The organism is Microbacterium sp. Marseille-Q6648 (genome assembly GCF_943181415.1).
Taxonomy (GTDB): Bacteria; Actinomycetota; Actinomycetes; order Actinomycetales; family Microbacteriaceae; genus Microbacterium.
Window position 1 is genome coordinate 18,058 of record NZ_CALPBZ010000001.1, and the last position, 24,250, is coordinate 42,307.

The following is a 24,250-nucleotide window of genomic DNA, read 5'->3' on the forward strand; positions in this document are numbered from 1 at the left end:
TAATCTCGGGTGAGGCAGCGTCGCCGATTCGTTCCACAGCCCGCACCACCCGAAGCAAGGACCCCCATGAAGATCGGCATCCTCACCAGCGGGGGCGACTGCCCCGGCCTGAACGCGGTCATCCGCGGCGTCGTGCTCAAGGGCACCACGACGTACGACCTCGAGTTCGTCGGCATCCGCGACGGCTGGCGCGGCGTCGTCGACGGTGACTTCTTCCCGTTGACGCGACACGAGGTGAAGGGCCTGTCGAAGGTCGGCGGCACCATCCTCGGCACGAGCCGCACGAACCCCTACGAGGGACCCCGGGGCGGCGCCGAGAACATCGCCAAGACGATGTACGGGCACCGCATCGACGGCATCATCGCCATCGGCGGCGAGGGCACGCTGGCCGCTGCCAACCGCCTCGCCGGCGACGGGATCAACGTCATCGGCGTGCCCAAGACGATCGACAACGACCTGCGTGCGACCGACTACTCGTTCGGTTTCGACACCGCCGTCAACATCGCCACCGACGCGATGGACCGCCTTCGCACCACCGGCGACTCCCACCAGCGCTGCATGGTGGCGGAGGTCATGGGCCGTCACGTGGGATGGATCGCCCTGCATGCGGGGATCGCCGCGGGTGCGCACGTGATCTGCATCCCCGAGGTGCCGATGTCGATCGACGAGGTGTGCGCACAGGTGACCAAGGCGCACGATCGCGGGCGCGCTCCGCTCATCGTGGTGTCCGAGGGCTTCACGCTCACCGGGATGGATGAGGCTTACAGCGACAAGGGCCTCGACGCCTTCAACCGGCCGCGTCTCGGCGGCATCAGCGAGGTGCTCGCGCCCGAGATCGAGCGGATCACGGGCATCGAGACCCGCGCCACCGTGCTCGGGCACATTCAGCGCGGCGGGTCGCCGTCCGGCTTCGACCGCGTCCTCGCCACACGTCTGGGGCTGCACACCGCCGACGCCATCGTCGAGGGCGCGTGGGGTCAGATGGTCGCCCTGCGTGGGACCGACATCGTGCGCGTGCCCTTCGCCGACGCTCTGGGCGAGCTCAACACCGTGCCGCACTACCGCTACGAAGAGGCCGCCGCCCTCTTCGGCTGACCGCCGCCGCCCGCGCGCGGCGGCGGGCCGGGGCCGGGGATTCACGCCGAGCCCGGGGATTCACGCCGAGACACGGGGCCTCGCCCCCGGTCTCGCGCGAGATCCGCGGGTTCGGGGAGCGAACGACCGCGGGTTGGCTGCGAGCGTGGCGAGGAAGGCCGATCGGCGCCGGTGCACGGGACTCAGTCCGGCCGCGTTGAGCTTGCTCCCGAGCGGCTCCGCTCGCATGGCGTCGGCCCAATCCCAGCGGGCGAAGCCGCCCTCGTGCCTGCGAAGGCGGTCTTCGCGCTTCTTCTCCTCGATGAAGTGCGCCTTGCTGGCGTCGCTGTCGGCGGCGTCGTACTTGCCGTATCCGTCGGACTCGCCGATGGTGCGCGTCCGTGCCCAGAAGAAGTCGGTGCGGTCGAGTGCGCCCTCATGGCGGTGCTCGCGCTGCAGCTCCGGCTCCTCGAATCCGAGCCATTCGATCACGGCGCGACTGACCGACTCGCCGGTCGACTCGGCGGCGGCCGTTGCACGACGCCCCACCCAATCGAGCTGCCGCCGGCCGCGCCGATCGGAGCGTCCTCGTCCGAGCGCGGCCACATCCAGCGAGCCCGCGGGAGCGTCCTCGCCGGCCGGCATGCGCAAGGCGGCGTCGGCGACCGCCAGCGCGAACGCGGGCGGCAGCACGCGGCACAGGTCCACGGCGGTGTCGGCGACCGAGGTCATGCGGATACCGTCCCGGGCGAGGACGGAACGCTCGTCGCGCGTGCCGTGGACGACGACGTCGCCCTCACGCCACGACCGTCCGTTGCTGCTGAGCAGGTGGATCTCACGCGGCTCGCCGAAGACCGGCAGCCCGATCTCGGCCGCTGCCGACTCCAGGCACAGCACGGGGTCGCTCCACGTGGCCGTCACCGCCTGCACGCGAACGCGGTAGCGCTGCCAGGGTGCGAGAGCGGACCACGCCGCGGCCTGCACGTAGACGCCGGCACGCACGCGATGCAGCGCTCCGTCGCGATCGAGCCTCGCGACATCCGACGGACGGTCCCTCGACAGCAGCAGCGGAGGCAGGACGGACACGCTCATGCCCCAGCCTCATCCCCTCGCGTTTCTGTGAGCGACCGCCCGCGCCGGACGGTGGACAACCGACCGATGCCGGCCCCCTGGGGAGGAGCCGCGCACCGCCGGCGGGTACGGCCCCGCCGGGAAACCGGGGGTCCACGGCCAAACCGGGGGTCGACGGCCAAACCGGGGGCGAAGCCCTGTGTCTCAGTGCAGATCCCCGGTCTCGCCGAGTGGCACGGGGTCCCGGTCTCGCCGAGCGGGGGCTGGGCGGGCGGCTGGATCAGGCGTCGGCGAGACTCAGGACGTCCAGGAGCCAGGCGAGCTCGAACGCGCGCTCGCGCCACGCGTTGTAGCGCCCGCTCACGCCGCCGTGCCCGGCGACCATCTCGCACTTCAGCAGCGCGTCGACTCCCGCTTCGCGCAGGCGCGCGACCCACTTCGCCGGCTCGACATACAGCACCCGGGTGTCGTTGAGCGACGTCACGGCCAGGATGCGGGGGTAGGCCACGCCGTCCCGCACGTTCTCGTACGGCGTGTAGGAGCGCATGTACTCGTACACCTCGGGGTTGTGGAGCGGATCGCCCCACTCGTCCCACTCGATCACCGTCAGCGGCAGCGAGGGGTCGAGGATCGTGGTGAGCGCGTCGACGAACGGCACGTCGGCGAGGATGCCGGCGAACAGCTCGGGGGCGAGGTTGGCCACCGCGCCCATGAGCAGCCCACCGGCCGAGCCGCCCTCGGCGACGAGACGGTCGGGGGTCGTGTACCCCTCGGCGACCAGGTGCCGCGCGCAGTCGACGAAGTCCGTGAAGGTGTTGCGCTTGCGCAGCAGCTTGCCCTCCTCGTACCACTGCCGGCCCATCTCGCCCCCGCCGCGGACGTGGGCGACGGCGAAGATCACGCCGCGGTCGAGCTCGGACAGCCGTGCGACCGAGAATCCCGGCTCGATCGAGTGCTCGTACGACCCGTAGCCGTACAGGTGCATCGGGCGCGGTGCCGAGCCGGCCTCGCCGAACGAGCGCTTCCAGACCAGAGAGACCGGGATGCCGGTGCCGTCCGCCGCGGGCGCCCACACCCGCGCCTGCGCGTACTCCTCGGGGTCGTAGCCGCCGAGCACGGGCTGGCGCTTGCGCAGGTGGAGCTCGCCGGTGGCGACCTCGTAGTCGTAGACGGTGCCGGGCGTGATGAAGGAGCCGTACGACAGTCGGAGCACCGGGGGCGCCCACTCGGCGTTTCCTCCGCTGCCCACGGTGTACAGCGGTTCATCGAACGAGATCTCGTCAACGCCTCCGGCGGCGTAGTCCAGCATCCCGAGGCGGGGGAGGCCGCCGCGCCGGTAGCCGACGACGCCCCAGTCGCGGAACGTCGAGACCCCGAGCAGTCGCTGGCCGGCGCGGTGGGGGATCACGACGCGACGCTCGCCCTGCGGGTCGTCCGCGGCCACCTGCACCAGTTCGAAGTCGAGGGCGCCGTCGTTGTGGAGTATCAGGAGGACGTCCTGCCCGTCGATGACGGCGTGCTCCGACTCGTACTCCACGCCCTCGCGCCGCGGCCAGACCACTCGCGGCTGCGCGCGGAGGTCGTCGGCGTCGAGGATCCACTCCTCCGAGGTGATGGACGAGCCGAGCCCGATGACCAGGTACCGGTCGCTGCGGGTGAAGCCCGCGCCGACCCAGTACCGTTCGTCGGGCTCGTGGAAGAGCTTCGCGTCGTCGGAGACCGCGGTACCCAGCTCGTGCAGCCACACGGTGTCGGGTCGCCACGCGTCGTCGACGGTGGTGTAGACGATGAAGCGTCCGTCGGGCGAGAAGCTCGCACCGGCGAACGTGTCGGGGATCTCGTCGGGGAGCGGTGCGCCGGTCGTGAGGTCGCGGAGGCGGATCGTGTACCTCTCGTCGCCGGCGACGTCGACTCCGTAGAGCATCCGCGTGCCGTCCAGGCTGACCTCGAAGCTGCCCAGCGAGAAGAACTCGTGCCCTTCGGCTTCGACGTTGCCGTCCAGGAGGATCTGCTCTCCGGGCACCTCGACGTCGGCGGACAGCTCCGGCGGGGTCCAGTCGCCGGGCGAGGCCAGGGGAGCGCGGCACTGGATGCCGTACTGCTTGCCCTCGACGGTGCGGCCGTAGTACCACCAGTCGCCGCGCCGGACGGGCACCGACAGATCGGTCTCGAGGGTGCGCCCCTTGATCTCGTCGAAGATCCGCGAGCGGAGTGCCTCGAGATGCGCGGTCCGCCCTTCGGTGTAGGCGTTCTCGGCCTCGAGGTGAGCCACGACGTCCGCGTCCTCCTTCGCGCGCAGCCACTCGTAGCGGTCCTCGACGTCGTGGCCGTGGTGCCGCCGCACGTGCGGACGGGATGCGGCGACGGGCGGACGACTAAGGGCGGGACGGCCACGGAGGCGGAGACGGAGGGGGCGGGCGAGGCGACGGTGTCCTCTGCGAAGTCGGCGGTCACGCCAGCCACGCTAGCCCAGGCCGGCGACGGCCTGCTCAGCGGACGGTCAGCAGAACGCGCTGCCAGCCGCTGGAGCCGTCGGGCGCGATGGGCGCGCGCTCCTCGATCTGCAGGTCGCCGTCGCGGTTGACGGCCCGCACCCCGATGTAGTGGGTCCCCGATTCCGCCTGCCACGGCATCCGCCACTGCACCCACGTGTCGTCGTTGATGGGGGCGGAAAGCTCCGCGGCCTCCCACGGGCCATTGTCGATCGAGACCTCGACGCGCTCGATCCCGACGGTCTGCGCCCACGCCACACCGGCCAGCATGACCTCGCCGGCGTCGACGGGGGTGCCGGCACGCGGGGTGTCCAGCCGGGACGACATCTTGATCGGCGCGCGCGCGCTGTAGCCACGCGGGGTCCAGTACGCCTCGTCCCGATCGAAGCGGGTCACGGTGAGCTGCGTGAGCCACTTGGTCGCGGAGACATAGCCGTACAGCCCCGGCACGACCATGCGCACCGGGAACCCGTGCTCGAGGGGGAGGGGCTCGCCGTTCATCGTCACGGCGAGGATGGCGTCCCGCTCGGGGTCGACGAGAGCGTCCAGGGGAGTGCTGGCGGTGTACCCGTCGACGCTCCGGGAGAGGACCATGTCGGCGTCGGCGCTCGGCGCCGCGAGCTTCAGCAGTTCGCGCACCGGTACGCCGGTCCAGACCGCGTTGCCGACGAGTCCGCCGCCGACCTCGTTGGACACGCAGGTCAGGGTGATCGCGTATTCGTCGAGTCCCATCTCCATCAGCTGGTCGAAGCCGATGTCGACCGGCTGATCCACCATGCCGTCGATGGTCAGCCGCCAGGTCGCCGGATCGATCGAGGGCACGGTGAGCGCGGTGTCCACCCGGTAGAAGTCCTCGTTGGGGGTGATGAGGGGGCTGAGACCCGGAACATCGAACTCCGCGTCCGCGGGGATCTGCACGCGCGATCGCGGTGCCGGGATGCGCAGCGCCTCGCGGATCGCGTCGATCGAGTTGGTGACGGCCGACAGCGCGCGCGAGCCCGCACCGACGACGATCGCGGCTGCGGCGGACACCAGCGTCATCGTGAGGAACGCGCGTCGGCTGGGAGCCGCCTGCGGGGACTCCGAGGCCTCGTCGGGACCGGCGGGCGAGGTGCGCCCCCGGGCGGCGTCGCGCCAGCGGCGAAGGCGACGGATCAGCAGAGCCAACAGCACGCAGCCGGCGATGCCCCCAAGCACGGACGGCAGCGCCCACAGCGGGGTCGATCCGGCACGCGTGAGCGCCGCCGCCGTCCCGGCGGCTGCGCCGACGGCGAGCACGACGACCCCGGCGGGAGCGCGCCACAGCTGCAGGATGCCGGCTGCGGCCGCCGCGACGACGGCGCCGAGCGCGACGCTGGCCAGGAGCACGATCTTGTCGTACTCGCCGAATGTCGCGATCGCGAACTCCTTCACCGGCTGCGGCACGATGTCGATGACGAACGCCCCCACGGCTTCGAGCGGGCCCGCGCCGCGCGCCACGATGAGCGCCACGAGCTCGGCGACCGCCAGGACGGATGCCGCGGCCACGGCCCCCGCGAGGGCGGCGAGTGCGATGAAGCGGACACTGCGCTGTCGAGCCATCGGGGCGACCTCCTGCCGCTGTCTGCGTACAGGGGGCATTCGGCCCCGAGCCCCGATCGGATTGGGCCGCGGCCAGGTTGACCAGGTGGCCGGGCGGTGACAGGATTCTCTCTGGCCGGTTGCCGGTTCATGAACCCCAGGTGAACTCTTCGTTCGTCGCGCCGATCCCGTCGGCACCTTCCCTTCCCTCACTCCTGGAAAGCGAACGGTGGAAACCGCAGCCCTCATCATCGTGCTCGTCATCGCGCTGGCACTCTTCTTCGACTTCACCAACGGCTTCCACGACACCGCGAATGCGATGGCCACGCCCATCGCCACAGGCGCGCTGAAGCCGCGGACGGCCGTTCTCCTCGCCGCGATCCTGAACCTCGTGGGGGCCTTCCTGTCGACCGAGGTCGCCAAGACCATCTCCGGGGGGATGATCCGCGAGGACGAGATCTCGGCGACGGTCTTCCCCTCGATCATCTTCGCCGGGCTCATCGGCGCGATCACGTGGAACATGCTGACCTGGCTCCTGGGGCTGCCGTCCTCGTCGTCGCACGCGCTCTTCGGCGGCCTGATCGGCGCCACGCTCGTGGGTGTCGGCGCGACGGCGATCGACGGCGGAATCGTGATGAGCAAGGTGGTCCTCCCCGCCCTCATGGCTCCGCTCACCGCGGGGCTCATCGCCTTCGCCGCCACCAAGCTCGCGTATGCGATCACCCGTCGCTACGACGGCAAGCCCGACGGGCGAGACGGCTTCCGGTGGGGGCAGATCTTCACCTCGTCGCTGGTGGCGCTGGCTCACGGCACCAACGACGCACAGAAGACGATGGGTGTCATCACCCTCGCCCTCATCACGGTCGGCTGGCAGTCCTCGGCGAATCCCGACCCGCAGCTGTGGGTCATCGTCGCGTGCGCGGTGACGATCGCGCTCGGCACCTACATGGGCGGGTGGCGCATCATCCGGACTCTGGGCAAGGGCCTCACCGACGTCAAGCCCGCACAGGGCTTCTCGGCGGAGTCGTCGACGGCGGCGACGATCCTCGCCTCGAGCGCGCTCGGGTTCGCGCTGTCGACGACGCAGGTCGCCTCGGGATCGGTGATCGGCTCGGGGCTGGGGCGCCGCGGCTCGCAGGTGCGGTGGCGCACCGCGGGGCGCATCATGGTCGGCTGGGTGCTCACCCTTCCCGCCGCGGGTGCGGTGGGCGGGCTCGCCGCGCTGGTCGTGGTGTGGCTCGGCTCGTGGGGTGTCCTGATCGACGCCGTGCTGGCGGTCATCATCATCCTGGCGATCTTCCTCCGTTCGCGCCGCAACGCCGTGAACGCGGCCAACGCCATGAGCGAGGTCGCCGACTCGGGAGCCGCCGTGCACGTCGAGGACAACCCGCCTCCGACCCGACGACAGCGCGCGATGGCGCGTAACGAGGAGCAGAAGTGATGTCGATCGACTGGCTCGCCTTCCTGCAGGTCTTCCTCGCCGCGCTGATCGGCGCGGGTGTGGTGGTGGTCTTCTATGCGCTCGGACTCCGCCTGCTCGTCGCGTCGGGGCGCGCCCCCGTGGTGGCCCCGGCGGAGTTCACCGATGCCATCACGGTCATCACCGAGAAGCAGGCGCGCCGGGCCGAGAAGGCCGCGGCGAAGGCGGCGCGGAAGAACCCGCTCACGCCCGGGCAGAAGCGTCTCGCGCTCGCCGCGGCGTACGCGTGCTTCGCGGTGTGCGCGGCGGCCGTGGTGGGCGGCATCCTGCTCATCGTCTTCAACCACTGATCGGCTCGGCCGCTCGGGAGCGCCGTCGCGGGTGCGTCCTAGGCTGGGCGGTATGGATGCCGCATCCCCGCGTTTCGGGCAGTACGAGCCCGCCCGTCGCACCCTCGTCCATCTGAGCGACACCCATCTGCTGGCAGGCGGCCGCCGTCTGGGCGGACGGTACGACACGACGGAGAATCTCCGACGCACGCTGGAGGCGGTCGACGCGCTGGAGCTGCGGGCGGACGCCCTCGTGGTGACGGGCGACCTGACGGATCTCGGCGAACCCGAGGCCTATCGCGCGCTGCGGCGCGCCGTCGAACCCCTCGCCGAGCGCATGGGCGCGCCGGTGGCGTGGGTGGCGGGGAATCACGACGAGCGGCCCGCGCTGCGGTCGGCGCTCTTGGACGGCGACGCCACCCTCGCGCCGGTCACCGGCGTGTGGGACCTCGCGGGTCTTCGTCTCATCGCGCTCGACACGACGGTGCCGGGGTGGCACCACGGCGAACTCGACCAGGCTCAGCTGGACTGGCTGCGGCAGATCCTCGCCGAGCCCGCGCCGCTCGGGACGATCCTGGCGATGCACCACCCGCCGCTGCCGAGCCACATCCCGCTCTTCGACATCCTCGAACTGCGCGACCAGCACCGTTTCGCCGCCGTCATCGCCGGCACCGATGTGCGTGCGATCCTCGCCGGGCACCTGCATTACTCGACCTCGGGCAGCTTCGCGGGGGTGCCGGTGAGCGTCGCGTCGGCGACCTGCTATGCGATGAACCTCGCGCGTCCGGCGCAGGAGGTCAACGGGATGGACGCCGGGCAGGCGTTCCAGTTGGTGCACGTGTACGACGACACGATCACCCACTCCACGGTGCCGGTCGTCGACGCCGCGACGGGGGATTACTTCTCGGCGGAGTGGGTGGCCCGCATGGCTGCCCTCACACCGCAGGAGCGGCTGGAGGAGTTCTCCCGCAAGCGCTGACGTGCGGCATCCCATCGACAGCGGGTACAACCCCGACCGTCGACCGTACGCGTCGTACACGTGGAAGCCGCGCCCGCCGGGGATAGGCTCAGGACACACCCCCACCGCCGTGAACGACCCACGAGGACACACCACCATGGCTCCGGACGCAACGAAGCGCACCCGCACCGAGACCGACTCCCTCGGCTCGCTCGAGATCCCCGCAGATGCCTACTGGGGCATCCACACCGCCCGCGCGCTGGAGAACTTCCCCATCTCCAAACGCCCGATCTCGGTGTACCGCGATCTCGTGCGGGCGCTCGCGATGGTCAAGCAGGCCGCCGCACGGGCCAACGCCGAGATCGGGGTGCTGGACGCCGAGCGCGCCGACCTGATCGATCGCGCGTCGCAGCTGGTGATCGACGGACGCTTCCACGATCAGTTCGTCGTCGGCGTCATCCAGGGCGGTGCGGGGACGTCCACCAACATGAACGCGAACGAGGTCATCACCAACGTCGCACTCGAGCTCGCCGGCCGTGAGAAAGGCGACTACGCCTTCCTTTCGCCGATCGACCACACCAACCGCAGCCAGTCCACCAACGACGTGTATCCGACCGCCATCAAGGTGGGGCTGAGCCTCGATCTGCAGACGCTCCTCGAAGAGCTGGATCTGCTGCGCCAGGCGTTCCTCGCCAAGGCCGTCGAGTTCCACGACATCCTGAAGGTGGGGCGCACCCAGCTGCAGGACGCCGTGCCGATGACCCTCGGACAGGAGTTCCACGGGTTCGCCTCGACCCTCGGCTACGACCACGAGCGCCTGACCGAGAACGCGTACCTCCTGTTCGAGGTCAACATGGGCGCCACCGCGATCGGCACCGGGATCACCACCCATCCCGCCTACTCCGAAGCCGTCGTCCGGCACCTCCGCGAGATCACCGGCCTCGACCTGGCGCTGGCCAGCGACCTGGTGGAGTCCACGAGCGACACCGGCTCGTTCATGTCGTTCTCGTCGTCGCTCAAGCGCAACGCCGTCAAGCTGTCGAAGATCTGCAACGATCTGCGTCTGCTGTCATCGGGTCCGCAGGCCGGATTCGGCGAGATCAACCTGCCCGCACGGCAGGCCGGCTCGAGCATCATGCCGGGCAAGGTGAACCCGGTGATACCCGAGGTCGTGAACCAGATCGCGTTCGCCGTGGCGGGAGCCGACACGACCGTCACGATGGCGGTCGAAGGCGGTCAATTGCAGCTGAACGCCTTCGAGCCCGTGATCGCGCACTCGATCTTCCAGTCCATCACGTGGATGCGCCGCGGAATGCACACGCTGCGAGTGAACTGCGTCGAGGGGATCACCGCCAATCGTGAGCGGCTCGGCGCGATGGTGGGTTCGTCGGTGGGCGTCGTCACCGCCCTAACCCCCTTCATCGGCTATGCCGCGTCGGCCGCGCTGGCCAAGACCGCGCTGCTGACGAACAAGAACGTGGCCGACCTCGTGGTGGAGGCCGGGCTGATGTCGCGCGAAGAGGTGACCAAGCAGCTCTCGCCGGCGCGGCTGTCGGGGCTCGAGACGGCGACCGCGGCGATCCCGATCGTCCAGGCGGCGGAAGACGTCGTCGCGGCGACCCGCGACTGACCGGGCGGACGGCTCAGTTGCGTGCGCGTCGCTGCGGGTGGCGACCGGCGGCGCTCGATAGGTTCGAGCCGTCCCACGATCGACCACAGGAGAGGCCGACATGACAGACCCCAACACCCCCGCCGGGCCGCCGACGCCGCCGCCCGCCTACAACCCCGCCCCGCCGGCCGCCTACGACGCGCCCGCCGGAGGCCCCGTTCCCGGCAAGACCCTCGGCATCGTCGCATTCGTGCTGTCGTTCTTCGCGCAGCTGATCGCGCTGATCCTCGGCATCGTGGCGCTCGTGCAGAGCAAGAAGGCCGGCGTCAAGAACGGCTGGGCGGTGGCCGCCATCATCATCAGCTCGGTTCTGATGGTCATCGGCATCATCGTCGCCATCGTCGTGCTCGCGATCGTGGTTCCGGCCGCGAACGAGGAGATCGCGCGGCTGTGCTCCGAGCTCGGCTCGGGCGTCCACACCCTCGACAACGGGACGACGTTCTCGTGCCCGTGACGGTCATCCGTTGAGAAGGGCGCGCACCGTGAGGTGCGCGCCCTTCTTCGTTCCAGCGCTGGTTCCGGCGCTGAGCGGCGCGCCGGCTCAGTCGAGGATGCGGCAGTGCGTGGTCAGCTCGCCGATCCCGTCGATGCCCACGGTGACGGTCGACCGGTCGCGCAGGAACACCTGCGGGTCACGGGAGTAGCCGGCGCCGCCCGGACTCCCGGTGGAAATGAGGGTGCCCGGCAGCAGAGTCGCCGATCGTGACAGGTGCGAGATGAGCGTCGACACCGGGCGCACCATCTGAGCGGTCGAGGCGTCCTGCAGCGTCCGTCCGTCCAGGACCGTCCAGATATGCAGGTCCTGCGGATCGGCCACCTCGTCGGCGGTGACGACGAACGGGCCCGTGGGGGTGAACCCGTCGAACGACTTGCAGCGCGACCACTGCGCCTCGGAGTACTGGATGTCACGGGCGGTGATGTCGTTGACGACGGTGTAGCCCCAGACATGGTCCAGGGCCTCCTCGGGGGCGACGTCCTTCGCGGCGCGGCCGATGATCACCCCGAGCTCGGCCTCGTAGTCCACCGACTCGCTGAGGCTTCGCGGCCACGTGGTGGTGGCGTCGTGGCCGGTGAGGGAATTGGGCCACAGGACGAACACGGTGGGGGTGCTGTCGGTCTTGAGACCCAGCTCGCTCGAATGCGCGGCGTAGTTCAGGCCGATCGCGAGGATCACCGGCGGGGTGAGCAGCGCCGACGCGAACCTCTGCCCGGCCAGCGGATGCCGCCGCGCCCCGTTCCCGGCGGCGTCGCGCACGCGGGCAAGCAGGTCGTCGCCGCCCGCGATGAGCTCTTCCAGGCGGCGGGGTGCCCCGTCGAAGAGTTCATCGACCAGCACGATGTCGTCGTCGTCCACCACCGCCAGTCGAGGGTCGGAGGCACCCTGCGGAAGAACGTGGGCGAAGCGCATCACTCCACGCTACCGGGGCGAGGCGCGCCGGGCCGCGCGTGTTGCGCACCCATAGGCTGACTTCATGACGAATCCCGACGCCGCGGGCAGGTCGCGCCCGTCGCTCGTTCCACCCGCCTTCCCGTCGCCTCTCGCGCAGAACGGGCCCGGCCACGGTGCCTCGATCGCGCCGCCTGCCCCCGCCACGCCCCACGTCACCGTACCCGGGGGTGCGGCGCCGGCCCGCGCAGGACGGGCGGCGCCGATCTGGCTGTTCGGGCTGCTGCTGCTCCTGCTGGTCGGCCTGGTCGCCTACTTCCTCAACGCCATTGGCCCCGGAGCCTCCATCGTCGGGATGATCCTCGCGCTGCTCCCGCTGGCGGGCGTCGTCCTGGCGATCCGCATCATCGATCGCTGGGAGCCCGAGCCGCGTGGCCTGCTCATCTTCGCCGTGGCCTGGGGCGCGATCGCCGCGGTCGGCATCGCCCTGGGGGTCGACCTCCTTCTGGCTGTCGTCTTCGGTGCGCAGTCGTCGCCGGCCGCCGACGCCCTGTCGGCCGTGGTCCAGGCGCCGATCGTCGAAGAGGTCGCCAAGGGGCTCGGCGTCTACATCATCTTCATGTCGGCGCGTCGTGCGTTCGACGGGCCGGTCGACGGCGTGGTCTACGGGGCACTCGTCGGCGCCGGGTTCGCGTTCACCGAGAACATCCAGTACTTCGCGATCAGCTTCATCGAGGGCGGGGTCGCGGACGCCTCCGCCACCTTCTTCGTCCGCGGCATCCTCTCGCCGTTCGCCCACGTGATGTTCACCAGCATCATCGGCTTCGCTCTCGGCCTCGCCGCCCGCCGGGGAGCGACCCCCGCGCAGGCGTTCGGACCGTGGCTGGCGGGCCTCGCGGGCGCCATCGCGCTGCACGCGTTCTGGAACGGCTCCGCGGTGTTCGGTGACTTCTTCGCTCTCTACCTCATGCTGCAGGTGCCGCTGTTCGTCCTGTTCATCCTCGGGATCCTGGCACTGCGGCGTGAGGAGTCCCGGCTCACGCGCTCCCGCCTGGGCGAATACGCGGCGGCGGGCTGGTTCACCCCGCAGGAGGTGGACATGCTCGCCACCGGCGCAGGCCGTCGCTCGGCCCTGGCATGGGCGCGCACCCTGCGCGGCGATCGGCGACCCCTGATGCGCGAGTTCATCGCCGACGCCACCGCCCTGGCCGCGGCACGGCAGCGAGCGATCAGCGGCCGCGACCCCCACGCCGCACACGAGGAAGCAGCGCTGCTGACGCGGACGGCCGCTGCCCGGCAGCAGCTGTTCGCTCCGTGAGCGGGGCCCTTGACACCTCGGGGGCGGCCTGGGCATGCTTGTCGTAGACCAACTCAGCGCTCGGGAGACCTGCAGGCAACGCCGCGGCACCGGGCGCTGAGTCTTGGATGCCCCGCCGTGCGGGACGTGCTTGGATGGACGCATGAGTGACAACACCAAGCCCGAGATCGACGCCCCCACCGGCCCCGCGCCGTCGGAGCTCGTCGTCCGCGACATCACCGTCGGAGACGGCGCCGAGGCCAAGGCCGGCGACACCGTGACGGTCCACTACGTCGGCGTCGAGTACACGTCCGGCGAGGAGTTCGACTCCTCGTGGAACCGTGGCGAGAGCATCCAGTTCCCCTTGCGCGGCCTCATCCAGGGATGGCAGGACGGCATTCCCGGCATGAAGGTCGGCGGCCGTCGCGAACTGGTCATCCCGCCGCACCTGGCCTACGGTCCCGCGGGCGGCCACTTCCTCGGCGGCAAGACCCTGATCTTCATCATCGACCTCCTCGCCGTCGGCTGACGAGCACAGACGTCGCGAACGGATGCCGCCCCCGCACGCCGGGGGCGGCATCCGTTCCTCTTTTTTACATTCATGGGAATAGACTTCCTCGGGCTGCGTTGACACCCCTCGTACCCGTCGCGCTGCGACCACACCGACACGAAGGACGACCATGACCGACACGACCACGATCGACGTTCCCGGCTACAAGGCGGGCACCTGGGTGCTCGACCCCTCGCACAGCGAGGTGACCTTCAGCGTCCGGCACATGATGATCTCGAAGGTGCGCGGCACCTTCGGCGTCAAGAGCGCCACCATCATCGCCCCCGAGAACCCGCTCGAGGCCAAGGTCGAGGCGAACGTCGACGTCGCCTCGGTCGACACCAAGGACGAGGGTCGCGACAACCACCTGCGTTCCGGCGACTTCTTCGACGCCGAGAACCACCCGACGATGACGTTCGTCTCGACGGGCGCGCGCGTGGCGGACGGGGACTTCCTCGTCGACGGCGACCTCACGATCCGCGGGATCACCAAGCCCGTCACCTTCGAGGTCGAGTTCGGCGGCTTCGGCACCGACCCGTGGGGCAACTACAAGGCCGGCGCGACGGCCAAGACGGTCGTCAACCGCGAGGACTTCGGACTGACGTGGAACGCCGCGCTCGAGACCGGCGGCGTGCTCGTCGGCAAGGACGTCACCATCACGCTCGACCTGCAGGGCGCCCTGCAGGCCTGAGTCATCCCGAAGGCGGATGCCGCCCGGCCGTGTGCCGGACCGGCATCCGCCTTCGTCATGTCCGGGGCGATCGGCGCCGACGCAGGCGGTTCTGCGCCAGCAGGATCCCGATCAGCACCACCAGCCCGCCGACGGGCTCGTTCCAGCTCAGCGTCTCGCCGAGCACGAGCGCTCCGAGCGCCACGCCCACCAGCGGGGTCAGGTACGTCACCGTCGAGGCGCGCGTCGGTCCCCACGCGCGCACGGTGTTCTGGTTCCAGATGTACGCCACTCCGGTGCCGAGGCAGCCGAGCAGCAGCACCGCGGCCACGATCCACGGATCCAGCCGCACCGGCTGGAGCGCGATCGCCGGGGCGAGGAGGGTCATGATGGCCGCGGCGATCCCGATGTTGAGGAACGAGAACATCGTGGCGCTCATGCCCGTGTCCGCCACGAAACGGCGCATGTAGGCGAGGCTGAAGCCGTAGCACGCCGTCGCTCCGAGGATGGCGATCTGGGCGACGACGCCCTCGCTCAGGTCGAGCCCGGCCCACGGGCCGATGATCACGATCACCCCGGCGATGCCCAGCACGATGCCTCCGAGTTGGCCGGCACGGAGACGCTCGACCCGCAGGACCAGCCCGGCCATGACGGCGGTCATGAGGGGCGTCGTGGCGTTGTAGATGCTCGCCAGACCCGACGTGACGTACTGCTGCGCCCAGGAGAAGAGCAGGAACGGCACGACGCAGAAGGTCACCGCGAGCACGGTCATGTGGCCCCAGACGCGTCCCGAGCGGGGGAGTGCCTCGCGCCGCAGGAGGACGAAGACCGCGAGCGCGAGCGCGCCCAGCGCCAGACGCGACCATGCGACCTGCGCGGGGGCGAGACCCGTGAGCGCGACCTTCATGAACAGGAAGCTGGATCCCCACACGATCCCGGCCAGGGCGAACTGCACGGCGACCCAGGGGGTCGAGGGAGGGCTCGCCGACGCCACGACGGGGGGCGTGGAGATGGTCACGCGAGGACTCTAGTCCCGGGCGGCGACCTCGCACCGGGCATCGGAACGCGACGTCCGAAATCCGTCCATCGGCGACGGTCCGGCTACGGTGACGGGTGGTCGGCGTCGTACGCGCGGAAGCGGGGGCTCGCCCGCACCAGCAGCGCCACGATCGCGATGATCGCCATGCCGCCCAGCAGGGGCGGGAACCACAGCGCCGTGAAGGTGGCCAGCGTCCCCGCGTACAGGGCGCCCACCCGGGGACCTCCGGCGACCACGACGATGAAGACCCCCTGCAGCCGGCCCCGGATCGCGTCCGGCACGGCCGCCTGGACCATGGTGTTGCGGAAGATCGAGCTGACGTTGTCGGCCGCGCCGGCGATCGCCATGGCCACGCACGCGGCGGCGATCAGCACGAGGTTGGGGGAGTCCGCGTCGACGATCGCGGGGGCGAACCAGCCCAGGGCCCCGGCGGCCAGCACGATGCCGAGCAGTCCGATGGCACCGCCGTAGACGAGGATCGCCCGCTCGATCCCGAGGCCCTGCCGACGGACGCGGCCCACCGGCCCCGAGAACAGGCTCGACAGCAGGGCCCCGGCGGCGATCGCAGCCGTCAGCGCGCCCGTGGTGATGGGGCCGCCGCCCAGCAGGACGGCGCCGATCGCGGGGAACAGGGCGAGCGGCTGCCCGAAGGTCATGGCGATGATGTCGAGCCCGAACTGCAGCCGGATGTTGGGAGCGCGTCGCAGGAAGCGCCAGCCGTCGCGCAGCGACTCCCATCCGGGCCGCACGACCGTGCCCTCGGGGCGCAGCGCGGGCAGCGTCCACAATCCGAGGAACATCGCCGACATCAGCACCACGTCGAGGGTGTAGGTCCACGCATACCCGGTGAAGGCGACGAGGACGCCCGCGAGTGCGGGCCCCACCATGACCATGATCCCCACGGTGATCCCGTTGAGGGCGGATGCCGCAGGCAGCAGTTCGCGAGGAATCAGGCGCGGGACGATGGCCTGCCGGGTGGCCATGACGATCGAGTTCGCGGCGGCGTTGACGACGCTCAGGGCGTACAGCCAGCCCACCGTCTCCCCCTGGGTCCAGGCGAGGACGGCGAGCAGGACCGTCGATCCGAAGGTGATGGCCGCAGCCACGAGCGCGACGATCCGCCGATCGAACGCATCCGCCAGCATGCCCCCGTAGATGCCGGCGACCACCATGGGCAGCAGGCCGGCGACCGCGATCATCGCCACGGCGAAGGTCGACCCGGTCAGATCGTACACGTGCAGCATCACCGCGACGATCGTGAGCTGGCCGCCGAGCCCGGCCAGCGTCGAGCCGATCCACATGCGGGTGAAGGCGGGGCTGGCCGCGAACGGGCGCAGATCGATCAGGTGGTCTCGGCGCAGACGCGGGAGCCGGGTCGTTCCGGCCGACCGCGTCACCGGTCCACCGGGGCAGGGTGCGGCATCCTCCGACCCTATCGCCGGTCGGCGAGGGCGGATTCGTGCGGGCGCGGGGGGACTGGTAGACTCACCAGGTTGCCGTTCGATCGGCCGCGGATAAAGAGAGCTCGCGCATCAGGCGTCGGGCGCCGCGCAATGAGCAGAAAGGGGATCCCATCTATGCCACTCGAATCTGACGCTAAGAAGGCGATCATCGAAGAGTACGCGACGCACCCCGGTGACACCGGATCCCCCGAGGTGCAGGTCGCGATGCTGACGCAGCGCATCAAGGACCTCACCGAGCACCTCAAGGAGCACAAGCACGATCACCACTCGCGTCGTGGTCTGTTCTTGATGGTGGGTCAGCGCCGTCGTCTGCTCGGCTACCTCCAGGACATCGACATCGCGCGTTACCGCTCGCTGATCGAGCGTCTCGGGCTTCGCCGCTGAGGCATCGCGCCAGCGTTCAATCGCACTTCTTCCGAAGGCCGCCCCACGGTGTGGGGCGGCCTTCGTCGTCCGTTCGTCAGCCGTTCTGGCGCGGGTCCGGGTGTGAGACCACACGCGGCGTCTCCCGGGGGCGCCGGGATCCCGTGGGGTCCTCGCGGCGCCCCTCGCGCGAGGCCAGGGTGGGGTCGCGGAACAGCCAGCCCGGCCGCGGCTCGATGAGGGGGCGCAGGATCCGACGCACGGGCTTGGTGGCCAGGCCCAGGGCGATGCCGACCGACAGCACGATGACGATCGGAAGCCAGATCCAGGTCGGATCCAGTCCGCGGAGCACCCCCGACTCGCGGAACGGGTAGAGCACGAAGGAATGGAGCAGGTAGACGTACATCGTGTACTGGCCGAAGTGCGTCCACCAGTGTCCGTCACGGGGGATGAGGGCGAAGAACGCGACGCTCAGGAGGAGTGCGATGGCCATCAGAGCGAGCCGCACACCCCCGGCCCACCACTGCGTGCCGCCGATCGCCGCGTAGCTCTCGTCGTAGAACAGCCAGTCGCGCAGACTCATCTCGCGCCAGAAGTCCACGAAGTACCATGCGGCCCAGCCGGCGACGGCGAAGATCGCCAGCGACGCCAGCGGCACCCACCACGCGCGTCGGCGCAGCAGGTCGAAGCGGTCGACGATCCGGCGCTCGTTGAGCCACCATCCGAGGGCGAAGAACGGCAGCAGGCCGAGGGTCCGCGAGAGGGAGAAGGTGGAGTCGATGTTGGGCAGGTAGCCCGCGCCGATCGAGATGACGAGGGTCCACGCGAGCGGCCAGCGCAGCAGCGCCAGATAGGGCAGGACCAGTCGGAAGATGCCCAGCGCGAGCAGGAACCACAGCGTCCAGGATGGCCGTGTCAGATTGGGATCGGCCTGGCCCTCGACGAGGAGCTTGGTCAGGAACCACAGCCCCTCGAAGATCACGTAGGGCACGAGGATGTCGGTGACGACGCGGGCCATCTGCCGACGGCTCGGCGGGTCGGACTTCGAGAAGTACCCCGAGATCAAGGCGAACGCGGGCATGTGGAAGGCGTACACGAGCAGATACAGCCCGAGGGCGACGTCGCTGTCGTAGGTGAGTCGCTGGATGGCGTGGCCCAGGACGACCAGGACGATGCAGGCGAACCGCGCGTTGTCCCAGAACGGCAGGCGCTTCTTCGGCCGAGCGGTGCGGATGCCTCCGGTCGGCGGCGAAGCGGGCGAGGGAGTCGTCGAGGGCTCTTTCATGGGCATCGCCACACTAGCGTCCAGATGTCGGGAATAGTGTGGGCGCGCAGGCGTTCAACCAGATACATTCATTTGCATGGATCTGAGATTCGGAAGCGGAGAGCGATCGTGAGCGACACCACCACCTGGCCCGGGATGCAGTTCGGCATCTTCACGGTGAGCGACATCACCCAGGACCCGACCACGGGCCGCACGCTCAGCGAGGCTGAGAAGATCCGCGACACGATCACGATCGCCCGTCACGCCGAAGACGTGGGCCTGGACGTCTTCGCTCTCGGAGAGCACCACAACCCGCCGTTCTGGTCGTCCTCACCCACGACGACCCTGGCGTACATCGCCGCCCAGACCGAGCGACTGGTCCTCTCGACGGCCACGACCCTCATCACCACGAACGACCCGGTGAAGATCGCCGAGGACTTCGCCATGCTCCAGCACGTCTCGGGCGGTCGCGTCGACCTGATGCTCGGCCGGGGGAACACCGGGCCGGTGTACCCCTGGTTCGGCAAGGACGTCCGACAGGGACTGCCGCTGGCGATCGAGAACTACAATCTGCTCCACCGGCTGTGGCGCGAGGACGTCGTCGACTGGGAGGGCCAGTTCCGCACGCCCCTGCAGGGCTTCACCTCGACGCCGAGGCCGCTCGACGGCGTGGCTCCGTTCGTGTGGCACGGATCGATCCGCACACCCGAGATCGCCGAGCAGGCCGCATATTACGGCGACGGATTCTTCGCCAACAACATCTTCTGGCCGAAGGAGCACTACCAGCGCCTCATCACCCTGTACCGGCAGCGGTACGCGCACTACGGGCACGGCTCCCCGGAGCAGGCGATCGTGGGGCTGGGCGGTCAGGTGTTCATGCGCGCCGACTCCCAGCAGGCGGTGCGGGAGTTCCGCCCGTACTTCGACAACGCCCCCGTATACGGCCACGGCCCGAGTCTCGAGGACTTCAGCGAGATGACCCCGCTCACCGTGGGCTCGCCGCAGCAGGTGATCGACCGCTACGCGGGCATGCGCGAGCACTACGGCGACTACCAGCGGCAGCTGTTCCTCATCGACCATGCGGGTCTTCCCCTGAAGACCGTCCTCGAGCAGTTGGACATCCTCGGTGGCGAGGTCGTCCCCGCGCTCCGTCGCGAGCTCGCCCAGGGCCGCCCGGCCGAGGTGCCGGATGCTCCGACCCACGCGGGCCTCGTGCGCGCCGCCTACGGTGACGATGTGCCACGGCAGGCCGTCCCCGGCGCCAACCGGGGCGACAACCTCACCGCGGGGTCGCCGTACCAGGACGCCCGACCCGCTGCCGGCGCCGCCTTCGGCGTGAGCGCGCAGACCACGACGGGAGCGGGACGATGACCGCCCGCCGGATCGCCGTTGTCTCGGCGGGACTGTCGAATCCCTCCTCGACGCGGATGCTCGCCGATCGCATGGCCGCGGCCACCGTGGCAGCCCTCGCGGACAGCGGCGAAGAGCAGGTGGACGTCGACGTGTTCGAGCTGCGTGACCTCGCCCACGACATCACGAACAATCTGCTCACCGGGTTCGCGCCGCCGGCACTGGAGTCGATGATCAACGCGGTCGTATCGGCCGACGCGGTCATCGCGGTCACCCCGATCTTCTCGACGAGCTACTCCGGTCTGTTCAAGTCGTTCATCGACGTGGTCGACCCGGATGCGCTCACGGGCACGCCGGTGCTGATCGGCGCCAATGCGGGGACGGCGAGGCATTCGCTGGCGATCGACTACGCGATCCGTCCGCTGTTCACCTATCTGCACGCCGAACCGGTGTCGACCGGGGTCTTCGCGGCCTCGAGCGACTGGGGCGGCTCGGCCGACAAGGTCTCGCCGCTGGCGGAGCGCATCGAGCGGGGGGCGCGGGAGCTCGCTGCGGCGGTCACCCGGCGCGCCCCGGCTCGCATCGAGGACCCGTTCGATCCGGCGACCTATCTGGGCGAAGGGCGCTCCTTCGGACATCTGCTGGGAGGCCTCGCCGGCGAGTGAACGCCCCGAGTGAACGCCCCGAGTGAACGCCCCGAGTGAACGCAGAAGTGTGATCGCCGCAGAGCGAGAGCGCGCGGCAGTCCTCAACCCAAGATGATCTCCTCGGCCGCCGTCAGGCTCCGCCAGTCCCCGTCCGGTGCGCGCGCGCCGGGCGGGGCGAGCACGTCGGCGTCGATGAGCGGTCCGAGGTCGACGGCCGCCGCCTCGGCGATGTCCGCCAGGGGCGCCTGGAAGGTGCGGAAGGCCCCCACGCCGTCGATGCCGAGGATCCCCTGCCGGATGTCCAGCAGGTCGGTCTGATCCAGCACGAAGCCGGTGGCCGCCAGCCCCGCGTCGGAGGACCAGGCCGCGATCTTGAGGAAGTGGCGGGGGATGCGGATGCCGCGATACAGCGGATCGTCCGAAGCGAGGATCGGCGCGGTGAACACCGACAACCGCGCGTCCCGCGATTCGGCGTGCGCGAGGATGTGGTCCTCCAGCCCCAGCCAGAGGTCCTTCGACTGGTTGAAGGCCGCCGCCTGCGGCGCCGCGTTGGTGTAGAAGAACGTCGCCTCGGTCGCGCGGCGCGCCTGCGCCTCGTCGCCCCACCCGGGGTCGCGGCGACGCACCAGATGTCCGCGGTCGAGGTCGTTGCGCGCGTACAGGTCGGGGCCGGCCTGGTCCTCGTCGGCGACGCGGGGATCCAGTCGCCACGTGCCGGTGCGGGGGATGTCCTGCAAGGTCTCGCCGTCGATGTTGACCCCGGTCATGCGCGCCAGGCGGCGCTCGGGATCCAGGAGGACCGAGAAACGGGGGTAGATCAGGTCCACCACGGTGGCCAGGGGATCGACCGGGCGCGGGAAGGGCACCTCGGGCCCGAGGAACCCGCTTTGATAGCCGTCGTCGGCGAATGCATCCGTCACGGGAGCCATCCTTTCGTGTCGGTCAGGGGCGCGGTCGGGTGACGCGCGCGAGGACGAGATCGAGCACGATGCCCAGGCCGATGGCGACGACGACCGATACCGCCACGGCCACCAGCGGCCCGCCGGGGACGAAGCGGGCGACTGCGGCCCCGACCAGGCTCTGGTACAGCGCCCAGGCGATGGCCGCGAGGGCTGCGATGCCCAGGTGACGAGGGGCGGGCATGCGCGTGGCGCCCGCGGTGAGGTTCACCGCGAGCCGCGCGAACGGGATGAAGCGGGCGGTGAACAGAACCGTCGCGAGGCGTCGATCCATCCGGTCGCGCGCCCACCCGAAGGCGCGCTGGGTCCGTCGTGCGCGCATCCATCGCCACCTGTGCAGCCCGACGGTGCGCCCCAGCAGGTAGCAGCCCGCATCGCCGACGAAGGCCGCGCCGGCCGCCACCGCCACCACCGCGGTCAGGGGAGGGCTCCCCACGGTTACCGCGAGCGCTCCGAACGCGGTAACGGCGGCTTCGCCGGGCACCACGACGAGGAAGGCGTCGCCGACCACCAGCGCGAACAGGAACGGCAGCGCCCACGGAGCCGCAGCGAGGTCGGCCAGCGCATCGTCGATCACCGATCCTGGGTACCAGGGCCGTGTGAACGGCGACGAAACGGCACCCGAAGGGTGTCGCGGCGCGGTGCATCGGATGAACTCTCGGCGAAAGGCGCTCCGCCGGGTCCCGTGGGCTCGGCCGACGCTCCACGCTGGAATCGTGAGAGTCGCGATCCTGGCAGAGTCCTTCCTCCCTCACATGAACGGCGTGACGGGGTCCGTGCTGCAGATCCTGCGCCATCTGGCCGCGGCCGGTCACGAGACGCTCGTCATCGCGCCCCGCGCCGGAGAGGTGGACGCCGATCTCCACGGCGCGCGTACCGCGCTGCTGCGGTCGGTCCCACTCCCCACCTACCCGCAGGTGCGCGTCGTCTTCGCGCGCGCAGCCCACCTCGGCGGCATCCTGCGCGCCTTCGCGCCGGACGTCGTCCACCTCGCCTCGCCCTTCGTTCTGGGCTGGCAGGGCGCCGTGGCGGCGGACGCCCTGCGCATCCCGGTCGTCGCGGTGTACCAGACCGATGTCGTCGCGTACGCGCAGAAGTACGGGATGCCGCACGCGACCGCGCTGGTGTCGTCGCACGTCGCGAGGCTTCACCGGCGGGCCACGCTCACCCTCGCCCCGAGCGGCGCGTCGCTCCGGCAGCTCGGGGACCTCGGCGTGGATCGCCTGCGGCTGTGGGGCAGGGGAGTGGATGCCGATCGCTTCGCCCCGCACCGGAGGAGCACGGCATGGCGCCGGCGCATCGCCGGCGATGACGTCGTGGTCATCGGCTACGTCGGGCGTCTGGCGCCCGAGAAGCAGGTCGCCGACCTCGCTGCGCTCCGCGGGATCCCCGGCGCTCGCCTGGTGGTGGTGGGCGACGGTCCGTCGCGGGCGGAGCTCGAGCAGCAGCTGCCGGACGCCGTGTTCACCGGTCATCTCGCCGGAGGGGAGCTCGCCCGCGCGCTGGCGAGCTTCGACGTGTTCGTGCACCCCGGAGAGAGCGAGACCTTCGGTCAGACGATCCAGGAGGCGCTCGCCAGCGGCGTGCCCGTCGTGGCGACGGGCGTCGGCGGCCCGGTGGACCTCGTCCGATCCAGTATCGACGGCTGGCTGTATCGGCCGGGCGATCTCGACGACCTCCGGGCGCGCGTGGTCGACCTGGTGGGCGACCCCGCCAAGCGCCTCGCGTTCGGGCTCGCCGCGCGTGCGGCCGTCGTCGAACGGTCGTGGGAGCGCACGGTCGACGCGCTGCTGGGCCACTACCGGCACGCGATCGCCCTGCGCGCCATCGACGACGGACTGCGCTCGCGCAGCGACCGTCGCCCCGACCCGGGAGGGCGTGCCGTCGAGCCCGCGGCGGACTGGACGCGCTACGTCGCCCTCGGAGACTCGCTCACCGAGGGCCTGTGCGACACTTCGCGCATGATGGACGGTCAGCACCGCGGGTGGGCCGACCGTCTGGCTCAGCTGCTCGCCCACGCCCAGGACGGCCCCTTCCGCTATGCGAACCTCGCCGTCCGCAGTCGTCGCGTGCAGGACCTCGTGCACACCCAGGTCCCGGCGGCGCTGCGCCTGGCGCCGGACCTCGTGTCCATCCTCATCGGCGCAAACGATCTGCTGACCCCCCGCCCGGATCCCGCCGCGCTCGCCGCGGACGTCGAGGTCGCCGTCCGTCAGCTGCATGAGAGCGGATGCGACGTCCTGCTCGTGACCGTCTTCCTGCCCGACCGGCCCGCAGCCCGCGTGTTCGCGCCGAGGTTCGCCGCGTTCAATGCCCACCTCCGTCGCGTCGCCGAGCGCACCGGAGCGCGTCTGCTCGATCTCGACGCGCATCCCGAGATCGCCGACCCGGCCCTGTGGGCAGACGACCGTGTGCACCTGCGGTCAGCCGGACACCGTTTCGTGGCCTACCGTGCCGCAGACACCCTGGGCGTTCCCGACGCGGCGGCGCTGGCACGGCTGGACGCCGCCCTCCATTCCGAAGAGGAGGCTCCGGCCGATCCGCGCAGCTGGCTCGTGCGGGACGTGCTGCCGTGGCTGTGGCGACGGGTGCGAGGGCGCACCGCGGGTGACGGGCTCACCGCCAAGCATGCCGACTACATCGTCATCGGAGACGACGGGGTCCGATCCGACGTGGCGGCGGGCTGAT

General features: G+C 70.6%; 21 protein-coding genes and 1 pseudogene. 13 read left to right on the top strand and 9 right to left on the bottom strand.

Going from position 1 to position 24,250, the window contains the following annotated elements:
• Window positions 1-66 precede the first annotated feature (66 nt).
• On the top strand, window positions 67-1,095 hold the full coding sequence (locus NFR93_RS00085; RefSeq protein WP_251449185.1) for a 6-phosphofructokinase: 1,029 nt from the start codon (window positions 67-69) through the stop codon (window positions 1,093-1,095).
• A 60-nt stretch (window positions 1,096-1,155) separates the two neighbouring features.
• Here NFR93_RS00085 and NFR93_RS00090 read toward each other — a convergent pair whose 3' ends face one another.
• The 3 genes and pseudogenes from NFR93_RS00090 to NFR93_RS00100 all read right to left on the bottom strand — a co-directional run bounded on the left by NFR93_RS00090 (window position 1,156) and on the right by NFR93_RS00100 (window position 6,218).
• Window positions 1,156-2,166 carry a hypothetical protein gene (locus tag NFR93_RS00090; protein WP_251449187.1) on the bottom strand — a complete coding sequence of 337 codons (1,011 nt, stop codon included), beginning with the start codon at window positions 2,164-2,166 and terminating at the stop codon, window positions 1,156-1,158.
• A gap of 259 nt (window positions 2,167-2,425) precedes the next feature.
• Window positions 2,426-4,516 (bottom strand): annotated as a pseudogene (locus tag NFR93_RS00095) (S9 family peptidase); the annotation flags it as partial.
• Between the two features lie 118 nt (window positions 4,517-4,634).
• Entirely contained in the window at window positions 4,635-6,218 is a 1,584-nt protein-coding gene (locus NFR93_RS00100; protein ID WP_251449191.1) for a molybdopterin-dependent oxidoreductase, read from the bottom strand.
• Between the two features lie 208 nt (window positions 6,219-6,426).
• On the opposite strand from NFR93_RS00100, the gene NFR93_RS00105 reads away from it, so the two are divergent.
• The 5 genes from NFR93_RS00105 to NFR93_RS00125 all read left to right on the top strand — a co-directional run bounded on the left by NFR93_RS00105 (window position 6,427) and on the right by NFR93_RS00125 (window position 11,027).
• A complete protein-coding gene (locus NFR93_RS00105) occupies window positions 6,427-7,638 on the top strand; it encodes an inorganic phosphate transporter (protein WP_251449193.1) in 1,212 nt (403 codons plus the stop codon).
• Window positions 7,638-7,967 carry a peptidase gene (locus NFR93_RS00110; RefSeq protein WP_251449195.1) on the top strand — a complete coding sequence of 110 codons (330 nt, stop codon included), beginning with the start codon at window positions 7,638-7,640 and terminating at the stop codon, window positions 7,965-7,967. Before NFR93_RS00105 ends, NFR93_RS00110 begins: the two co-directional genes overlap by 1 nt.
• A 52-nt stretch (window positions 7,968-8,019) precedes the next feature.
• Window positions 8,020-8,925 carry a phosphodiesterase gene (locus tag NFR93_RS00115; protein ID WP_251449196.1) on the top strand — a complete coding sequence of 302 codons (906 nt, stop codon included), beginning with the start codon at window positions 8,020-8,022 and terminating at the stop codon, window positions 8,923-8,925.
• A gap of 136 nt (window positions 8,926-9,061) precedes the next feature.
• The gene (locus NFR93_RS00120; protein ID WP_251449197.1) at window positions 9,062-10,534 is read left to right on the top strand and encodes an aspartate ammonia-lyase; all 1,473 of its coding nucleotides are present in this window, start codon (window positions 9,062-9,064) and stop codon (window positions 10,532-10,534) included.
• Between the two features lie 100 nt (window positions 10,535-10,634).
• The gene (locus NFR93_RS00125) at window positions 10,635-11,027 is read left to right on the top strand and encodes a DUF4190 domain-containing protein (RefSeq protein ID WP_251449198.1); all 393 of its coding nucleotides are present in this window, start codon (window positions 10,635-10,637) and stop codon (window positions 11,025-11,027) included.
• An 87-nt stretch (window positions 11,028-11,114) separates the two neighbouring features.
• Here NFR93_RS00125 and NFR93_RS00130 read toward each other — a convergent pair whose 3' ends face one another.
• Entirely contained in the window at window positions 11,115-11,981 is an 867-nt protein-coding gene (locus tag NFR93_RS00130) for a fumarylacetoacetate hydrolase family protein (protein ID WP_251449199.1), read from the bottom strand.
• Window positions 11,982-12,045: 64 nt separating this feature from the next.
• On the opposite strand from NFR93_RS00130, the gene NFR93_RS00135 reads away from it, so the two are divergent.
• The 3 genes from NFR93_RS00135 (at window position 12,046) to NFR93_RS00145 (ending at window position 14,498) form a co-directional block, all read left to right on the top strand.
• The gene (locus tag NFR93_RS00135; protein ID WP_251449200.1) at window positions 12,046-13,278 is read left to right on the top strand and encodes a PrsW family intramembrane metalloprotease; all 1,233 of its coding nucleotides are present in this window, start codon (window positions 12,046-12,048) and stop codon (window positions 13,276-13,278) included.
• 142 nt (window positions 13,279-13,420) lie between these two features.
• Window positions 13,421-13,786, top strand: coding sequence for an FKBP-type peptidyl-prolyl cis-trans isomerase (locus NFR93_RS00140; RefSeq protein WP_251449201.1), 366 nt, complete (start codon window positions 13,421-13,423; stop codon window positions 13,784-13,786).
• A gap of 151 nt (window positions 13,787-13,937) precedes the next feature.
• On the top strand, window positions 13,938-14,498 hold the full coding sequence (locus NFR93_RS00145) for a YceI family protein (RefSeq protein WP_251449203.1): 561 nt from the start codon (window positions 13,938-13,940) through the stop codon (window positions 14,496-14,498).
• A gap of 55 nt (window positions 14,499-14,553) precedes the next feature.
• Here NFR93_RS00145 and NFR93_RS00150 read toward each other — a convergent pair whose 3' ends face one another.
• Complete coding sequence (locus NFR93_RS00150) at window positions 14,554-15,489, bottom strand: DMT family transporter (RefSeq protein ID WP_502846265.1); 936 nt, start codon at window positions 15,487-15,489, stop codon at window positions 14,554-14,556.
• Between the two features lie 89 nt (window positions 15,490-15,578).
• On the bottom strand, window positions 15,579-16,913 hold the full coding sequence (locus NFR93_RS00155; protein WP_285814527.1) for an MFS transporter: 1,335 nt from the start codon (window positions 16,911-16,913) through the stop codon (window positions 15,579-15,581).
• Window positions 16,914-17,093: 180 nt separating this feature from the next.
• Here NFR93_RS00155 and rpsO point away from each other — a divergent pair, with 180 nt between their 5' ends.
• Window positions 17,094-17,363, top strand: coding sequence for a 30S ribosomal protein S15 (gene rpsO / locus NFR93_RS00160; RefSeq protein ID WP_019180606.1), 270 nt, complete (start codon window positions 17,094-17,096; stop codon window positions 17,361-17,363).
• A 76-nt stretch (window positions 17,364-17,439) separates the two neighbouring features.
• Here the strand turns inward: rpsO and NFR93_RS00165 are convergent, their stop codons facing one another.
• Window positions 17,440-18,627 (bottom strand): acyltransferase family protein, encoded by a 1,188-nt coding sequence (locus NFR93_RS00165; protein WP_251449207.1) that lies wholly within the window; start codon window positions 18,625-18,627, stop codon window positions 17,440-17,442.
• Window positions 18,628-18,762: 135 nt separating this feature from the next.
• Between NFR93_RS00165 and NFR93_RS00170 the strand changes: the two genes are divergently transcribed.
• Together NFR93_RS00170 and NFR93_RS00175 are read left to right on the top strand one after the other, a co-directional pair.
• Complete coding sequence (locus tag NFR93_RS00170) at window positions 18,763-19,977, top strand: LLM class flavin-dependent oxidoreductase (protein ID WP_251451400.1); 1,215 nt, start codon at window positions 18,763-18,765, stop codon at window positions 19,975-19,977.
• Window positions 19,974-20,621, top strand: a complete 648-nt coding sequence (locus NFR93_RS00175) for an FMN reductase (protein ID WP_251449209.1) — start codon at window positions 19,974-19,976, stop codon at window positions 20,619-20,621. The genes NFR93_RS00170 and NFR93_RS00175 overlap by 4 nt, the downstream gene beginning before the upstream one ends.
• Window positions 20,622-20,704: 83 nt before the next feature.
• Here the strand turns inward: NFR93_RS00175 and NFR93_RS00180 are convergent, their stop codons facing one another.
• Complete coding sequence (locus tag NFR93_RS00180) at window positions 20,705-21,532, bottom strand: DNA/RNA non-specific endonuclease (RefSeq protein WP_502846241.1); 828 nt, start codon at window positions 21,530-21,532, stop codon at window positions 20,705-20,707.
• Window positions 21,533-21,545: 13 nt separating this feature from the next.
• Complete coding sequence (locus NFR93_RS00185) at window positions 21,546-22,139, bottom strand: DedA family protein (protein WP_251449213.1); 594 nt, start codon at window positions 22,137-22,139, stop codon at window positions 21,546-21,548.
• A 139-nt stretch (window positions 22,140-22,278) separates the two neighbouring features.
• On the opposite strand from NFR93_RS00185, the gene NFR93_RS00190 reads away from it, so the two are divergent.
• Window positions 22,279-24,249, top strand: coding sequence for a GDSL-type esterase/lipase family protein (locus tag NFR93_RS00190; protein WP_251449215.1), 1,971 nt, complete (start codon window positions 22,279-22,281; stop codon window positions 24,247-24,249).
• The last annotated feature ends 1 nt before the right edge of the window (window position 24,250 follow it).

Bases quoted from the DNA above. Each gene is read 5' to 3' on its own strand.
- NFR93_RS00085 (WP_251449185.1), top strand. From the start codon at position 67: ATGAAGATCGGCATCCTCACCAGCGGGGGCGACTGCCCCGGCCTGAAC.
- NFR93_RS00090 (WP_251449187.1), bottom strand. From the start codon at position 2,166: ATGAGCGTGTCCGTCCTGCCTCCGCTGCTGCTGTCGAGGGACCGTCCG.
- NFR93_RS00100 (WP_251449191.1), bottom strand. From the start codon at position 6,218: ATGGCTCGACAGCGCAGTGTCCGCTTCATCGCACTCGCCGCCCTCGCG.
- NFR93_RS00110 (WP_251449195.1), top strand. From the start codon at position 7,638: ATGTCGATCGACTGGCTCGCCTTCCTGCAGGTCTTCCTCGCCGCGCTG.
- NFR93_RS00115 (WP_251449196.1), top strand. From the start codon at position 8,020: ATGGATGCCGCATCCCCGCGTTTCGGGCAGTACGAGCCCGCCCGTCGC.
- NFR93_RS00120 (WP_251449197.1), top strand. From the start codon at position 9,062: ATGGCTCCGGACGCAACGAAGCGCACCCGCACCGAGACCGACTCCCTC.
- NFR93_RS00125 (WP_251449198.1), top strand. From the start codon at position 10,635: ATGACAGACCCCAACACCCCCGCCGGGCCGCCGACGCCGCCGCCCGCC.
- NFR93_RS00130 (WP_251449199.1), bottom strand. From the start codon at position 11,981: ATGCGCTTCGCCCACGTTCTTCCGCAGGGTGCCTCCGACCCTCGACTG.
- NFR93_RS00135 (WP_251449200.1), top strand. From the start codon at position 12,046: ATGACGAATCCCGACGCCGCGGGCAGGTCGCGCCCGTCGCTCGTTCCA.
- NFR93_RS00140 (WP_251449201.1), top strand. From the start codon at position 13,421: ATGAGTGACAACACCAAGCCCGAGATCGACGCCCCCACCGGCCCCGCG.
- NFR93_RS00145 (WP_251449203.1), top strand. From the start codon at position 13,938: ATGACCGACACGACCACGATCGACGTTCCCGGCTACAAGGCGGGCACC.
- rpsO (WP_019180606.1), top strand. From the start codon at position 17,094: ATGCCACTCGAATCTGACGCTAAGAAGGCGATCATCGAAGAGTACGCG.
- NFR93_RS00165 (WP_251449207.1), bottom strand. From the start codon at position 18,627: ATGAAAGAGCCCTCGACGACTCCCTCGCCCGCTTCGCCGCCGACCGGA.
- NFR93_RS00170 (WP_251451400.1), top strand. From the start codon at position 18,763: ATGCAGTTCGGCATCTTCACGGTGAGCGACATCACCCAGGACCCGACC.
- NFR93_RS00175 (WP_251449209.1), top strand. From the start codon at position 19,974: ATGACCGCCCGCCGGATCGCCGTTGTCTCGGCGGGACTGTCGAATCCC.
- NFR93_RS00180 (WP_502846241.1), bottom strand. From the start codon at position 21,532: ATGGCTCCCGTGACGGATGCATTCGCCGACGACGGCTATCAAAGCGGG.